This is a genomic window from Synechococcus sp. 8F6 (genome assembly GCF_002252665.1).
GTDB lineage: Bacteria > Cyanobacteriota > Cyanobacteriia > PCC-6307 > Cyanobiaceae > Cyanobium_A.
In genome coordinates, this window is record NZ_NQKZ01000025.1 from 1 (window position 1) to 12,732 (window position 12,732).

The window sequence follows — 12,732 nt, forward strand, 5'->3', positions numbered from 1 at the left end:
TAAGCCAACAGAGGAGCCAAACCCGACCCTGGCGCTACCCTTAATCCAGGCCGCCTGAATAGCAGCCCAGGAGTGACAACTTTCCTGAAAGTCACCGTAATAGAGAATAAAGCCTGATCACTGGCATATTGTGAAATAAGGATTTATCGCTGGGCTTTGGGAAAAGCTAAAGCTTGAAAGCGCTAGATCTTAAGCCAGGAGTATTCGACGGTTTGCTTAAGGTCTAGAGTCACAATATTGATGCAACCATTTCTTGTGGCTGCATCTCGCAACTCTTTCCATTCCGCAAGGCGTTTAGAATAAGTCTCGTCGCTTACGAATTGGCACGAATCTTTTTCTTGCAGTTCGTACTCTTCAATGAGAGGAATCGAGACCCTTATTTGATTAAGTCTTATGGTCCTGGCTCCATTCTGTTCGCCACCGGTAATCGACAAATCAACCATGCACTCAGTGCAGTGATAACTTAATGTATAGCCTAGTAGATTTCCGTCAGCATTTCTATAGTCGATCCTTATTTTGCTGATAAATATAGAATCAAGAAGCTGCTGGCTGCTCAAGGACTTGGGGGTCGCACCCTCATCGGTGGGCTCGAAAATCTGAATTTCGTACTTACATCCATCAGGAAGATTAATTATAATTGGATCGTAGCCAAGTTGATAAGCTACGCAAGCAGTAATTGTAGCATCATCTGATGACTGGTTTTTGATCTCGCGAACCTCTTCGACTGTGAGAGCAAAATTTTTAATAGCGTCTTGGACAAATGGAACAAGTCCAAAGCCGTAGCCGCCAGCGCCCATTGCAGAACGAAAATTATTGATGTTGTGATAAGATGCTTGCTCTGACCAATCACTGATTGAAATCCCTGCAGTTTCTAGAATTGGGAGGATCTCAACTTCCGGCAACAGATTCCATTGGCCTGATGCCATAGAATAAATAGCAGCTTCCTCGGAATTGACATCCATGGAGTAGCTGCCATCACCCCAATGATCTCTGAAGTCAGGATCACTGTCTTCGGATGTTGTGATTCCTACGAACATAGTCAGTTCGTCCCATGGGGTGCGCCATGTTTTTGTAAGCAAAACAAGACCGTTGGCTAGAGATTTTTTCTCATTGCCTAGATCTAATGCTTGGCTAGTTGTGTGAATGATTTCCTGCACGGTATCACTGCACTCCAAGAAGTCAATTTCTCCTGATCCTTGTTGGTCAGTGCAACAGTATAGATTATCAGCCGAGATGGTTGCATCTACATTGCCAAGCGATTTTATTGTTGCCCCATTATGAAGGAGCGTGCGAAGACTGATAACGGATCCATCGTCTAATTCCAGGTCGATATCTCCATCGTTAAATTCCGGTCCATCAAAATAAAGCTCATTGTCAACGTCTTCGAATAATCGATAGAGGCTGTATTCGTCATATTCGTCAATTCCAGCATTGTCATTATTGATTTCTGTAATAGCCGCTACCAGCGCCTCTCGTTCTTTGGGCAAGCTGCCAACCGTGTACCGGCGAATACAGCAAGAGCTGATTTGCATTTTTTGAAAAAAACAGACTTGTTTCAATCTTTGCGCTGATTGAAGCTCTTGTCAAGCAATCGCTTAGATTCTAGGCAAGTTCTTCTATGCTTATGGGCCAGGCTCATCCTCAAGTCAGCTTGGCATCGTGCTGACCTGCTAGCCACGCAATCATCTCATCCCCCCTCTGCCAGGAAAGATGACGCCTCTCCATTTCGATCACCAAGGGGGCTTGATGGAGCGAGTCGATGCGTCGTTACAGCGAGGCCGTCAAAGCTGATGTGAGAAGGCGGATGAGTCCGCCGCACCGCCAGAGCGTGGCCCAGATCTCAGCCGAGCTGGGCATTCACGTGGTCACCCTCTACAACTGGAGGAAGACCTGGCGGTTGCAGGGAGAGGTGGTGCCGGCATCCGAGAAGGAACCTGAGGGCTGGGGTGCCACCGACAAGTTCACGGTGGTGTTGGAAACCGCTGGGCTGAACGCCACCGAGCTCAGTGCCTACTGCCGCGAGCGGGGTCTGTACCCGGAACAAGTGGAACGCTGGCGGCAGGCATCCCAGGATGCCAATGAAAAGCCAGTGCTCACCTTGAAAGAGCAGAAGGAGCTGGAGAAGCTCCGTGCCCAGGACCAGCGGGAAATCAAGCGGCTCAAGCAGGAGCTCAGGCGGAAGGAGAAGGCTCTGGCGGAGGCGGCAGCACTGCTGATCGCCTCAAAAAAGATTCAGGCCTTCTGGGGAGAGGACGGGGACGACTGACCTCGCCCGACGACCGCCAGAAGGCTCTGCAGATTTTGGATGAGGGCATTGCTGACGGTGCCCGAGCCCATGAGCTGGCGCTGCTGCTGGGGGTGGGGCTCACCACGCTGCAGCGCTGGCGCCGCCAGTTCGCTGGTCACGGTGATGGCATCGATCGCCGCAAAGGCAGCCACCGGCACGTCGTCCATCGCCTCAGCGAGGAAGAACGCCAGCGGATCCTGCTGACCTGTAACGAGCCCGAATTTGCGGCGCTGCCACCGGGACAGATCGTGCCGGTGTTGGCGGATCGCGGGCTCTACATCGGTTCGGAGCGCAGCTTTTATCGGGTTCTGCATGCCCATGGCCAGGCCCACCGGCGCGGTCGGGCACGGCCACCACAGGAGCCAAGGCCGGTACCACGTCTGCGGGCTGCCAGGCCGAACCAGGTATGGAGCTGGGATATCACCTATCTCCCCACCACCGTTCGCGGGATCTGGCTGTACCTCTATCTGGTGATCGACGTGTGGAGCCGCAAGGTGGTGGCCTGGGATGTCGCGGAGCGTGAGGATCCAGCCATCGCAGCGGATCTGGTGAGCAGGGCTTGCCTACGCGAACGGATCAGTAGAGGTCGCAGCCAGCCGCTGATCCTCCATGCTGATAACGGCAACGCCATGCGGGCCGCCACGCTGGAGAGCCGGCTGGAAGAGCTGGGTGTACTCAGGTCCTTCTCCAGGCCAAGAGTCTCAAACGACAACCCCTACTCGGAATCACTGTTCCGTACAGCGAAGTACCGGCCTGACTACCCCAGCCGGCCATTCACCAGCAAGGAAGCTGCCTGCCAATGGATGGCGGCGTTTGTTGACTGGTACAACCACCGGCATCGCCACAGCGGGATCAAGTTCGTGACGCCCCATCAGCGTCACAACGGTGATGCCGTGGAGATCTGCCGTCACCGGGCTGTCGTCTACGAACAGGCACGTCAGCGCAATCCAAGGCGGTGGTCACGATCCACACGCTGCTGGCGTCAACCAGAAGTGGTCTGGATCAATCCGCCAACACCGGAAATCCAACACCAACCCGCTACGTTTGTCGTGGCTGCCTGATCAGCAGCAGGGGCGTCATCTTTCCTGGCAGTCACCGCCCGCGCCACCAAAGATATGCACCCATTAAATTGACTTGGCTGTAGCCCTCTCGGGCAGGTGATCGCTGGCGTTAGACATTTTATTCTGTCCCTTGGCGTCATGGCGCATTAGTCTCGCCCACGGTAAACTTGAAAATACTGGCATCAACGTGTCTCTTCGACTATGGATCTATCTTTAGGCGTCCTTTCGACACTGTTGCGGCCGCTTTTGTCAGTAGCCACGGATGACTGGTCAAAAAGGTCGGAGTTTAAAACACTCCGCCACTTGGCTTATGAGCGCCTAAGTCGCGAGCTCCATTGGAATGCCGAGTGCCTTTGGAAGGTAACCGACAATGGGTCCAATGGTTATATTGAGTTGCTCCGTACGGAAGCGTTCGATTCACTGGTTGCAGCCAGTGTGCCTATTGATCACATACTTGGCGATCCAGTAAGAGCTGATTGGCTAGAGAACGAGCCGTATTCTCGGCCTCAGTTCAAGCATCGAATTGAGAGCTGTGAAAGCATTTCTCATCTTGTGGACCGAGTCTACAACCGCCTGTGGATGCTTAAGCACAGGCATCAGAGTGAGCTGGGCAATAGTGATGTTTCCTACTTGATCAACCTGTTACTATTCACTCTTGCCCACATTAACATGGGCAGGCGTAACATGCAGGCTAGCCGTTCCTACTTTCGCAAGCAGATTGCACTGCTTGCTCCTGGGATACACATATAAATGTGGGATGGTGTCTTGTGAGCTGGCTCGGCCGAGAGAATGTCTAACACTAAGATTCAGAAGACGGATGCGAAGAGCCGCTATTGCTGTGGTCACTGCCCGCTTCTGATCTTGGCGTTAGGAGGCCACCAAATGATCTAGCGCGATAGACTCTAGGCTTCCAGCAAATCCTGTTAGGACCATTTTGGCCCTCAGAAATCGCTCTTCTACCTGACTATCTGGCCAGTCATGACTATTTCAAGAGCTGGCGGCTCTATGCAGATCCCACTGACTAGGTATCGCGCAAATGGCTTGCCTGAGAAAAACTTCCACCCATCAGGCATCTTGTTCGCAAGCTTGAATTGACTAAATTTGCCATTCTCTGCTGAGGTAAGGATTGTCACCCTGTCTGACCACTCAAGTATATTAGAAATTTCCTGTTTATTATGCCTATTCTCGACAATCTCTCTTCCGATAACATTGGAAGGGATGGGGTGCTCATAAGTAAACTTATTCTTTTTTGATTTCAGGCCGCGGCGAAGCTTGCCATCCTTGAGGAAACCGCTTCTGTCGAGATAGTCAAGTGAAGCCTCTGTAGCCAAATAGGTGCCGCGAGCGAGGCTGTACTTAGCGATGTAGTTTAAGAGGCCATATCTAATGGTATGGTCTTGGTACATTCTCTCAAAGCCATCTAGTGCGACCATTGAGGTGATCACGTTAAATATGTCTTCTTGCAGCTGATTCATTGGTGCCGAGAAGTGTTAACAGTGGAGCCCAGGGCAGAAGGGCTTAGCTCATCAGGCCTGGCAGAATCTTTCACCATCTCATCGCTCTTGCACAATGTGGTTAGCGACCCAGATTGCCCATGACTGGGTTCAGCAGCTTTGGGAATATATTGATGGCCTCAATCTTGTGTCAAGGCTGTTCAGTCTTGATAGATGGTCACAAAGAGATCCTCGGGATTATCCGAGTCAAAATCAGACCACTCGGTCGACAATGTCTACTTCAGACCATTCGTCATCCTCTTCGCTTTCGCATTCTCCCCAGCACCGGTTGGCAACTTGATGGCAGAGACTTGTTGCCGCGTCCACTAAACTCTGATCATCTTCTGAGGCATCGCCGTCTTCATAGTGGGAGAGAGCCTCAGCCAATTGCGCAGCAGAAACCTCTTTCTCAAGCTCTTCCGCTGAATAGGCGACTAGGGGACTGGCATTAATAATGATTTTGTTGCGTGGCTCTTTTTTGACGGAATTCACTAGCTGCTGAATGATCAGATCTTGACTCATGCTCTACACAGGAATGCCATAGTAATTTAACTCTAGGCATCCTTCTCTATCTTGTCAAGCTACTGATCTCAGCGTGTCTATTCGGTGCGTGCATAGATCAAGCACTCGTAGCGTTGCTGTGTGTGCACCGCCAAAGGAGGCAGGCCATTCCCATGCATGAGACCAGGAGTGCTCCGCAGCTGATTGAGCTTTAACCAGCACTGGCGAGGTTGGCAGCTGATGCCCCGTTCTTGATTCCGGCTCCCTACTCGCGTTGTCTTGCGTTTGCCACCCTTGCCTTGGGGCATGGGTTCTTCGCACGAGCTTTGGGGCCACAGGCCGGATCCCTGAATAGGTTCTGGAGATCTGCTGCACAAGCCTTGAACCCGATTGACCCTCGCCAGAATGGCCCCATTCGGATGTTCCCTAACCGCCAGCAGCTTCGGGTTTGGGGTTCAGCCAGCTGGGCTTTCCTCAACCGCACACCACCCCTGGTCTTCGCGATGGCCGTGCTCGGCCTTGGCCTCACAACAGCCAGTGGCGTGCTGGTGAAGGGCATCCGCAACGCCAATGACACGATCACCGTGACCGGCGCCAGCACCGAGCGGATCACCTCCGACTACGTCGACTGGTCCGTGGAGGTGAGCCAGAGCGGCCCCAGCCAGCAAGTCTCCTATCAGGGTCTCCAGCCAGCGGTGCAGAAGACGGTGGCGTTCCTGACAGCTCAGGGCACCGAACCCGATGAGATGGAGCTCGATTCGGTGAAATCCGAAAAGGAGGAGGTGCGCGACCCCCGCACCGGTGAGTTGCGCTCCACCACCTGGACCACCAAGCAGGCGATCCTGATCGGCAGCTGGAATGTGGACAAGATCTACAAGATCTCGGGGCAGATCGGCCAACTGATCGGCCAGGGCGTGCCGCTCACCATCAATGAGCCCGCCTACACCTTCACCAAACTCGGAGAGAAACGGGTCGACATGCTCGCCAAGGCGACCAAGGACGCCAAAGCGCGCGCCCGCGCCATCGCCTGGGAGGCCGGTACCGGCATCGGCGCCATCACCAACGCGGATACCGGCACCTTCCAGATCACCGCTCCCAACTCCACCGAGGCCAGCGACACCGGCTCCTATGACACCCGCACCATCGACAAGGACATCACGGCGGTGATGGCCGTGACCTTCCGCGTGGACTGAACCATGCCCAGAACAGCACTCATGCCGTCACTCCTGGCGCTCGCCCCCATGGCAGCCCTGGCCCAGCAGCCGATTCAACCCATCCCGAAAGTGGGCGGGTGTCCGCTCGGCTACTACGCCTCCGGCAGCTACTGCGTTCCCAGCAAGAGCAGCAACACTCGGGGCGCCATCGAGAAGAGCGGCAACAGCTGTCCGCTGGGGTTTTATAGCTCGGGCAACTACTGCCTCAGCAGCCCCAGCAACAACCGGGAAGCGATCCAGAAGACCGGCAACTCCTGCCCGTTGGGTTGGTTCAGCTCGGGCAGCTACTGCGTCAAGAGTCGCTGAGCCATGGGCTTCCGTTTCCGCCGCTCCGCTCGCCTGGGGCCCTTGCGCTTCAACTTTGCCAAGGGTGGGCTCAGCTCCATCTCGGTGGGCGGCCGGGGCGCCTCGTTCAACATCCCCGTCGCGCGAAGTGGGGATGCGCGCACCACGGTGGGTGTGCCGGGAACTGGCCTGAGCTGGAGCGTGGAGAACACGCCGGAACGGGCAGCCGTGATCCCTGCAGGGAGCGCGGAAGGGCTGCCCAACAGCCGCCGCCTGCGGCCGGGCCAGTTGGATGCTCTCAAACAGGAGCTGCTAGCGCTGCTGCGGCAGGGACTGTTTGCACCGGGATCATCCGGCGCCCTGCTGTGGGAGCACGGCAGCGTGTGCCGGCTGCTGGCCGATGACTCCCTGGGGCCCCGAACCGCGGGTCTGCTGGCCTTGATCGAAACCCCGGAGGCGATGGAGGGGTACCTGCTGCGGGCCCAGAGCCAGGATGATGCCAAACGCCGCGCCCAGCGCTGCATCCAGGCGGTGCAGGAGGCGGCGCGCCTGGTGGCTGAGAAGCGATTGTTGGGCTGACAAAACAAAACCCCCGAGGTGGGCCCCGGGGGTCGTCGTGTCATCACACGCTGGAGCGTGGCATGGGCTGGCGAAGCTGCTGGCGTTGGCACCTGGGGCCGAACATTCCAGGTGTGGGGCTATTGGTTCTCCGGAGGGCACCTAAAGCGGTGCAGTTGGAGTGTCGATCAGTCAGGCGCACAAGGTGAGAATCAGCGGCGAAGGCTGCTCTCTTGCCCGGCTGAACGACCCGCCCACGATTGGGTGAAGACTGTTGGAGCAGGGGCCTGCAGTCAGCGTGCTTCTGGTAACTGGCGGGGTGGCGTGTCGTCCATTTTGGGCGCCTCCTTGATTTCTGAACTCAGATTGGCGCCGCCTGCCTCCCCGCACAATCGGCCATTACACGCATTGCCTCCGGCTCCAGACGGGAGCAGGGTGGAGGTTTGGCGTGCTGAATCGGGTCAGCCGCCCTGACGCACCTTTTTCACAGCGAGGCCGGCCTCAGTGGCGCTGACGCCGGCCAAGGCCAGCAGGCCGATCAGCCCCAGCAGTTGGTTCTTGGTCTCTGCTGCGGCATCAGCGTTCTGGCCCAGCACGGCACCAGCGACAAACCATGCGGTGGCGAGGGCCGAGGTGATCCTCCAGTACGCCTTCCAGCGGCGCTGATAGAGGTAGCCGGCTCCCAGGCCCGGCAGCACGTTCAGCACGACCGCCACCCAACCGGCGGAAGCGGCAAGGATCTGCTCACGGGTGGGGGGGCATGGCGACACAGACGAGGGGCGGCACTTTGGCGAGCGGGGCTCGGCACCTGCGGCTGAGCGATGCAGCGATGCCGATGTAGCTCAGGCCCGCAGCGGCCTCGGCGGAATCCATTGCGGCGAACAGGCCCGCCAACCCTGCTGCCGCTTCTGAACCCAGAGCCTGATCGCCTGCTCCCGCGTCAGCTCCCTGCGCCGCTTCAGCAGCGGCGCAGGCTCTCCGGGGATCAGCTCCCCGAGGGTCACCTCCAACGCCTGACTCCAGCGGTCGTAGCGCAGCGGTTGGAAGTGCAGCACTTGGCGGCCGTCGCTGATCCACCCGTCCTGCGGGGAGAGTGGCGGGCGCTTCTTGTCACCGACGTGCATGAGGAGCTGCTCAGGCCACCTCCGGCGCCCAACCCTGCTGACGCACCATGTCGTCGGCCCAGCCCTGGCAGCGGCTGGTGAGGTGCTCGCCGTGGGCGATCAGGCCCTGGTGCAACTGGCAGGTGAGCACCGGGATGCAGTTCACCCCGGCGTGATGGCGAAACCAATGGCAGGTCATGCAGACCTTGCGGCTGCGGGTCTTGAGCAGCACGTCTTCATCGAGATACGGCCACTCCTCGACTGGGGTTTCGAGCCGGGCGGCCAGAGCCGCTGGCCGCGGGAGGGGGATGCCCATGAACCAACTCGCATGCGTACATCTGTACTAGCACGGTTGCGGTTGGTGGCGGTTCAGCCCCGCCTGGTCAGCGGCAGGATTCGCGCCCGTGCGCGGCATTCATCGACCACCACCAGCGCTCCTTGCTCCATTTCGGTTGCATACGACCGAAGGACCGACAGAACCAGGGTGCCGATTGCCTCAGGGAGCACGTTGATGCAGCGCACCTGGAGCACGCTGGGACCATTAACTCCGCTGAGGGCGAGCATCGTCCCGAAGTCCAGGTCGTGCGTGAAAACGGCGTAGTCGTTGGCGACTGCCCACTGCATCAGGGCCGTATCAGGAGCCCTCGGGTCGCCCACCTCAGACCAACGCACAGCTTCATGGCCGGCGGCCTGCAAGAGCGAGATCCATTCGGTCGACAGGCTGTTGCGTTGAAACAGCCATGTCGACCAGGAGTCTGGCCATCAGCTCAGGACCAGAGCCTCTTCCCGCTCTTCCATGCGCCAGGCGGCGTAGGCGAGAGCCGCATCGATGTCTGCCGGTTCAAGCAGGGGGTAGGCCTGCAAGATGCGCTCCCGACTGTTTCCACTGGCGACCAAGCCCACGATGGTGCCCACCGTGATCCGTAGCCCGCGGATGCAGGGCTTGCCGCTCATCACGGCGGGGTCGTGGCTGATGAGTGGGAACGCCATGGGCCAATCGTAGAAAGAAGCACTCTGTTTGCCTTGGTCTGAATACGGTTCAGGCAGAGGAGAGCTGCCGATGCTCCGCGAACTCGTGCTGGCGATTGGCATCCCCCTGCTGGTGCTGCTGCTGGCGGAACTCGCGCTGGAGCAGTGGCGCTATCAGCTGCCGGCTTGGTTGGAGCGGTTGGCGGCGCGTCCGTCCTGGCTCTGGAACACCGGCATCGGGCTGATCATCGGCCTGTCATTGCTGCGCTGGCTGCTGCAGCGCTGAGGCTGGATCTGGCTAGGTTCAAGTCAGCATGAGGACCGGGCGGTGTCGTACAGGATCCGTTTGCTGGAGACAGAGGAGGGCTGGTCGGTGAGTTGCCTGGATCTGCCCGGGTGCCATTCGCAGGGCGACAACCGGGAAGAAGCCCTGGCCAACATCCGCGAGGCCATCGGTCTTTGGCTTGAGGTGGAGGCAGCAGAAGCCGGCATCAAGCAAGTGGAGACACTGGAGCTGGCGATCTGAATGCCCCGCCTGCCCGGGATCAGCCAGAAAGACGCTGTTCGCGCATTCCAGAAGCTGGGTTACCGCATCGTGCGGGAGTCAGGCCACCTGATCTTGAGCAATGGCGAAAGGAGGCTGGTCATCCCTCGGCATGACCCCATCAACGCCATCACCAAGGGGCTCCATCGCCCGTGATGCAGGCCTGACTCCTCAGCAATTCCGAGACCTGCTCTAAGTGGAGGATGCCTCGGTCACCAGCAAGGCCTGCTCCAGGCTCACCCCGGGGAAGATCTCCACAAACTCAGCGAGGGAGACTTCGTCTTCCAGGTTCTCGAAGAGAGCGGCCACCGGGATCCGAGTTCCGCGGAACACCCAGGCACCACTGACGCGCTGCGGATCCTGCTCCACCGCGGTGCAGCCAGCCCAGCCGAGTCCGGTTTGCGTGCGCATGGCCCCATCGTGGCCGATCTCTATCAGGGTAAGCAGCTCGATGCCATTGAGCTGCTTCCTCCTCAGCGTTTAAGCCGCAGCCTGGTGCTGATCTGTCAGGCGCACCTCCCGGTGCGACACCAGAAACGTCTCAATCCAGTCGTGGTGCCTGCGCTGGCAGATCCGATCGGCGATTGAGGGAACCTCGGCCGGCACCTGGAAGCGTTTGCGGAATGCCTTGGTGAACCCTTCCAGAGCGGGGCGGGGCAAACACCGCACTGTGGCCAGAAGCTTTTGAACGGTGGCGGGATCAAGGGGCTCAAGCCCTGCCTCAGCCAGGTCGGTGCTCTGCACCGGTTGCGATGGTGCCGATGACGGCACAGGGCTTCTGGGTGGAGGGGCAACGGTATTCGTGACCTCCCGCTGCTGTTTGTCGTAGAGCGCCAGGCCAAACGGATTACCAAAGGTCATCAGGGCCCGCTTCATGGCGTCGGTTTCGGCCTCCTTGAGGGCGGACTAGTGGGCCTGGCCCAGGTCGGCGTCGATGCCGTGGCCGGCACCGCTGCCTTCTCGGATGACATCCCCGACACGGATACGAACGCGAGCGGTGTAAGTGACGCCCCAGCCGGCGCGGTTGCTGCTGCCGAGGGTGCGCTCGCGCTCGGCGACGCACTGCACGGCGATGGTTTCGCGTTGCCAGCCGTCAAAGCCAAAGATGCGGTTGGCCTCGGCAATGGCCTGCCAACCCTCCAGATAAGCCAGGGACCGCCCGGCCTGGCTGCGGGTCTGAACCTTGGCACGATCGAGAGGTGCCGATAGAGCGGCGATCTGTTCAGGGGAGAAGGCGGTGGTGCGCATGGAGGTGCTCCGGGTGAGGTGGGACGCGGAAGGAAGGAATGCGGTCCCGGTCCTGCTGCGGGCCCATCGGGACGGCCTGTGGCCATCAGGTGATGCGCCAGGAGCGGCGGGAGAGGAGCTGGGCGCCGGAGATCTGGCGTCCGGCTTTGAGGGCTTCCTTGATGGCGGCCTTGTCCGGCTTGCTGGTGGTGGTGACGGCGAGCCACTCCGAATCGAGGGCCTGCTCGTCGTCGATCACCACTGCCTGGGATTTGCGGCTGCTGAGCTCGTGATTGGGGAATGAGAAGCGGGTGGCCGCCGGCTGCAGCTGGGTGAGAACAAACACCAGCGACTCCTCCAGCGCATCAGCCCGGCCGGCATCACTACGGGCTAGTTCGCTGAGGCGCTTGGCCTGCTGCTGGCGATAGGCGGCCTGACCGCGGAGGTGCTCGATCACCCAGCAGGTGGCATCGGCCTTGGCAGCCAGCGCTGCCCCCGGTTTCAGGAAAGATGTCACCCCTCTGATCAGTACACCTGGGGGCTTGAGGACATGACCAATGCGTCGTTACAGCGAGGCCGTCAAGGCTGACGTGAGAAGGCGGATGAGCCCGCCGCACCGCCAGAGCGTGGCTCGGATTTCAGAAGAGCTGGGCATTCACGTGGTGACCCTCTACAACTGGAGAAAGATTTGGCGGTTACAGGGAGAGGTGGTGCCGGCTTCCGAGAAGGAACCAGAGGGCTGGAGTGCTGCCGACAAATTCACGGTGGTGCTGGAGAGCGCTGGCCTGAATGCCACCGAACTCAGTGGCTACTGCCGGGAGCGGGGGCTGTTTCCTGAGCAGGTGGAGCGTTGGCGGCAGGCTGCCCAGGATGCCAACGCAAAGCCAGTGCTCACCTTGAAAGAGCAGAAGGAGCTCGAGAAGCTCCGCGCCCAGGACCAGCGGGAGATCAAGGCTCTCAAGAAAGAGCTACAGCGCAAGGAGAAGGCCATGGCGGAGATGGCGGCCTTGCTGGTGCTGCGAAAAAAGTGGGAAGCCTTCTGTTCGGAGGACGCGGAAGGCTGACCAGTGCCGCGCACCGGCAGAAGGCGATCGAGCTGATCAGCGAGGCCAATGCCGCTGGCGCGGCTCTGGTGCCTGCCTGCTGCGAGATCGGGATCTCTCTGCGCACCCTCAAACGCTGGCGCAAGGCCTTTGGTGGTGATGGGGACGGCGTGGATCGCCGTAAAGGCAGTGACCGCCTGGTGGGTCACCGCCTGAGCGAGGAGGAACGACAGCGGATCCTGCTGACGTGTAATCAGCCGGAGTACGCCTCGCTGCCGCCGGGACAGATCGTGCCGGCGCTGGCCGATCAGGGCCTCTTTATCGGCTCTGAATCAAGCTTTTATAGGGTGCTGCACCAGGCAGGGCAGTGCCACCGCCGCGGGCGTGCACGGCTGCCGCAGGAACCGCGCTCGGTGCCGCGTCTCAGGGCGGATCGCCCCAACCAGG

General features: G+C 59.1%; 19 protein-coding genes and 2 pseudogenes. 10 read left to right on the forward strand and 11 right to left on the reverse strand.

Annotation, left to right across the window (positions count from 1 at the left end; all coding sequences use genetic code 11):
- Positions 1-182: 182 nt before the first annotated feature.
- Complete coding sequence (locus tag CJZ78_RS13825) at positions 183-1,532, reverse strand: hypothetical protein (protein WP_143592922.1); 1,350 nt, start codon at positions 1,530-1,532, stop codon at positions 183-185.
- Positions 1,533-1,759: 227 nt separating this feature from the next.
- Between CJZ78_RS13825 and CJZ78_RS12525 the strand changes: the two are divergent.
- A pseudogene (locus CJZ78_RS12525) lies at positions 1,760-3,348 on the forward strand (IS3 family transposase).
- A gap of 956 nt (positions 3,349-4,304) precedes the next feature.
- Here the strand turns inward: CJZ78_RS12525 and CJZ78_RS12535 are convergent.
- Positions 4,305-4,823: a hypothetical protein gene (locus tag CJZ78_RS12535; protein ID WP_094561659.1), complete on the reverse strand. Its 519-nt coding sequence runs from the start codon at positions 4,821-4,823 to the stop codon at positions 4,305-4,307.
- A gap of 231 nt (positions 4,824-5,054) precedes the next feature.
- A complete protein-coding gene (locus CJZ78_RS13830; protein ID WP_143592923.1) occupies positions 5,055-5,363 on the reverse strand; it encodes a hypothetical protein in 309 nt (102 codons plus the stop codon).
- Between the two features lie 482 nt (positions 5,364-5,845).
- Between CJZ78_RS13830 and CJZ78_RS12540 the strand changes: the two genes are divergently transcribed.
- From CJZ78_RS12540 to CJZ78_RS12550, 3 genes are read left to right on the forward strand one after another with little or no spacing between them, the layout of a single operon-like run.
- Complete coding sequence (locus CJZ78_RS12540) at positions 5,846-6,535, forward strand: SIMPL domain-containing protein (RefSeq protein ID WP_094561670.1); 690 nt, start codon at positions 5,846-5,848, stop codon at positions 6,533-6,535.
- 21 nt (positions 6,536-6,556) lie between these two features.
- Positions 6,557-6,862: a hypothetical protein gene (locus CJZ78_RS12545; RefSeq protein ID WP_094561660.1), complete on the forward strand. Its 306-nt coding sequence runs from the start codon at positions 6,557-6,559 to the stop codon at positions 6,860-6,862.
- A gap of 3 nt (positions 6,863-6,865) precedes the next feature.
- Complete coding sequence (locus CJZ78_RS12550) at positions 6,866-7,420, forward strand: DUF4236 domain-containing protein (protein WP_094561661.1); 555 nt, start codon at positions 6,866-6,868, stop codon at positions 7,418-7,420.
- 440 nt (positions 7,421-7,860) lie between these two features.
- Here CJZ78_RS12550 and CJZ78_RS12555 read toward each other — a convergent pair whose 3' ends face one another.
- The 5 genes from CJZ78_RS12555 to CJZ78_RS12575 all read right to left on the reverse strand — a co-directional run bounded on the left by CJZ78_RS12555 (position 7,861) and on the right by CJZ78_RS12575 (position 9,492).
- Positions 7,861-8,169 carry a hypothetical protein gene (locus CJZ78_RS12555; protein ID WP_094561662.1) on the reverse strand — a complete coding sequence of 103 codons (309 nt, stop codon included), beginning with the start codon at positions 8,167-8,169 and terminating at the stop codon, positions 7,861-7,863.
- A gap of 72 nt (positions 8,170-8,241) precedes the next feature.
- The gene (locus CJZ78_RS12560; RefSeq protein ID WP_094561663.1) at positions 8,242-8,523 is read right to left on the reverse strand and encodes a DUF1651 domain-containing protein; all 282 of its coding nucleotides are present in this window, start codon (positions 8,521-8,523) and stop codon (positions 8,242-8,244) included.
- A 10-nt stretch (positions 8,524-8,533) separates the two neighbouring features.
- Positions 8,534-8,818 carry a galactose oxidase gene (locus CJZ78_RS12565; RefSeq protein ID WP_094561664.1) on the reverse strand — a complete coding sequence of 95 codons (285 nt, stop codon included), beginning with the start codon at positions 8,816-8,818 and terminating at the stop codon, positions 8,534-8,536.
- A gap of 53 nt (positions 8,819-8,871) precedes the next feature.
- Complete coding sequence (locus CJZ78_RS12570) at positions 8,872-9,198, reverse strand: DUF5615 family PIN-like protein (protein ID WP_233128782.1); 327 nt, start codon at positions 9,196-9,198, stop codon at positions 8,872-8,874.
- A gap of 66 nt (positions 9,199-9,264) precedes the next feature.
- A complete protein-coding gene (locus CJZ78_RS12575) occupies positions 9,265-9,492 on the reverse strand; it encodes a DUF433 domain-containing protein (protein ID WP_094561666.1) in 228 nt (75 codons plus the stop codon).
- A 70-nt stretch (positions 9,493-9,562) separates the two neighbouring features.
- Here CJZ78_RS12575 and CJZ78_RS12580 point away from each other — a divergent pair, with 70 nt between their 5' ends.
- The 3 genes from CJZ78_RS12580 to CJZ78_RS12590 are packed head-to-tail and all read left to right on the forward strand — an operon-like array spanning position 9,563 to position 10,171.
- A complete protein-coding gene (locus CJZ78_RS12580; protein WP_094561667.1) occupies positions 9,563-9,757 on the forward strand; it encodes a hypothetical protein in 195 nt (64 codons plus the stop codon).
- 42 nt (positions 9,758-9,799) lie between these two features.
- On the forward strand, positions 9,800-9,997 hold the full coding sequence (locus CJZ78_RS12585; RefSeq protein WP_094561668.1) for a type II toxin-antitoxin system HicB family antitoxin: 198 nt from the start codon (positions 9,800-9,802) through the stop codon (positions 9,995-9,997).
- Entirely contained in the window at positions 9,998-10,171 is a 174-nt protein-coding gene (locus CJZ78_RS12590; protein WP_198953907.1) for a type II toxin-antitoxin system HicA family toxin, read from the forward strand.
- Between the two features lie 36 nt (positions 10,172-10,207).
- Here the strand turns inward: CJZ78_RS12590 and CJZ78_RS12595 are convergent, their stop codons facing one another.
- Entirely contained in the window at positions 10,208-10,426 is a 219-nt protein-coding gene (locus CJZ78_RS12595) for a DUF433 domain-containing protein (protein WP_094561669.1), read from the reverse strand.
- Between the two features lie 9 nt (positions 10,427-10,435).
- Here CJZ78_RS12595 and CJZ78_RS14485 point away from each other — a divergent pair, with 9 nt between their 5' ends.
- Positions 10,436-10,603: a hypothetical protein gene (locus CJZ78_RS14485; protein ID WP_233128784.1), complete on the forward strand. Its 168-nt coding sequence runs from the start codon at positions 10,436-10,438 to the stop codon at positions 10,601-10,603.
- A gap of 207 nt (positions 10,604-10,810) precedes the next feature.
- Here CJZ78_RS14485 and CJZ78_RS14490 read toward each other — a convergent pair.
- Positions 10,811-11,263 (reverse strand): annotated as a pseudogene (locus tag CJZ78_RS14490) (RAD52 family DNA repair protein); the annotation flags it as partial.
- A gap of 85 nt (positions 11,264-11,348) precedes the next feature.
- A complete protein-coding gene (locus CJZ78_RS12605) occupies positions 11,349-11,759 on the reverse strand; it encodes a siphovirus Gp157 family protein (protein ID WP_233128783.1) in 411 nt (136 codons plus the stop codon).
- 40 nt (positions 11,760-11,799) lie between these two features.
- On the opposite strand from CJZ78_RS12605, the gene CJZ78_RS14495 reads away from it, so the two are divergent.
- Positions 11,800-12,306: a transposase gene (locus tag CJZ78_RS14495; RefSeq protein ID WP_143592840.1), complete on the forward strand. Its 507-nt coding sequence runs from the start codon at positions 11,800-11,802 to the stop codon at positions 12,304-12,306.
- Positions 12,270-12,732 (forward strand): helix-turn-helix domain-containing protein (locus tag CJZ78_RS14500; RefSeq protein ID WP_143592841.1); only part of this gene is annotated, 463 nt, incomplete at its 3' end. The genes CJZ78_RS14495 and CJZ78_RS14500, both read left to right, overlap by 37 nt.

Bases quoted from the DNA above. Each gene is read 5' to 3' on its own strand.
- CJZ78_RS13825 (WP_143592922.1), bottom strand. From the start codon at position 1,532: ATGCAAATCAGCTCTTGCTGTATTCGCCGGTACACGGTTGGCAGCTTG.
- CJZ78_RS12535 (WP_094561659.1), bottom strand. From the start codon at position 4,823: ATGAATCAGCTGCAAGAAGACATATTTAACGTGATCACCTCAATGGTC.
- CJZ78_RS13830 (WP_143592923.1), bottom strand. From the start codon at position 5,363: ATGAGTCAAGATCTGATCATTCAGCAGCTAGTGAATTCCGTCAAAAAA.
- CJZ78_RS12540 (WP_094561670.1), top strand. From the start codon at position 5,846: ATGGCCGTGCTCGGCCTTGGCCTCACAACAGCCAGTGGCGTGCTGGTG.
- CJZ78_RS12545 (WP_094561660.1), top strand. From the start codon at position 6,557: ATGCCGTCACTCCTGGCGCTCGCCCCCATGGCAGCCCTGGCCCAGCAG.
- CJZ78_RS12550 (WP_094561661.1), top strand. From the start codon at position 6,866: ATGGGCTTCCGTTTCCGCCGCTCCGCTCGCCTGGGGCCCTTGCGCTTC.
- CJZ78_RS12560 (WP_094561663.1), bottom strand. From the start codon at position 8,523: ATGCACGTCGGTGACAAGAAGCGCCCGCCACTCTCCCCGCAGGACGGG.
- CJZ78_RS12565 (WP_094561664.1), bottom strand. From the start codon at position 8,818: ATGGGCATCCCCCTCCCGCGGCCAGCGGCTCTGGCCGCCCGGCTCGAA.
- CJZ78_RS12575 (WP_094561666.1), bottom strand. From the start codon at position 9,492: ATGGCGTTCCCACTCATCAGCCACGACCCCGCCGTGATGAGCGGCAAG.
- CJZ78_RS12580 (WP_094561667.1), top strand. From the start codon at position 9,563: ATGCTCCGCGAACTCGTGCTGGCGATTGGCATCCCCCTGCTGGTGCTG.
- CJZ78_RS12590 (WP_198953907.1), top strand. From the start codon at position 9,998: ATGCCCCGCCTGCCCGGGATCAGCCAGAAAGACGCTGTTCGCGCATTC.
- CJZ78_RS12595 (WP_094561669.1), bottom strand. From the start codon at position 10,426: ATGCGCACGCAAACCGGACTCGGCTGGGCTGGCTGCACCGCGGTGGAG.
- CJZ78_RS14495 (WP_143592840.1), top strand. From the start codon at position 11,800: ATGCGTCGTTACAGCGAGGCCGTCAAGGCTGACGTGAGAAGGCGGATG.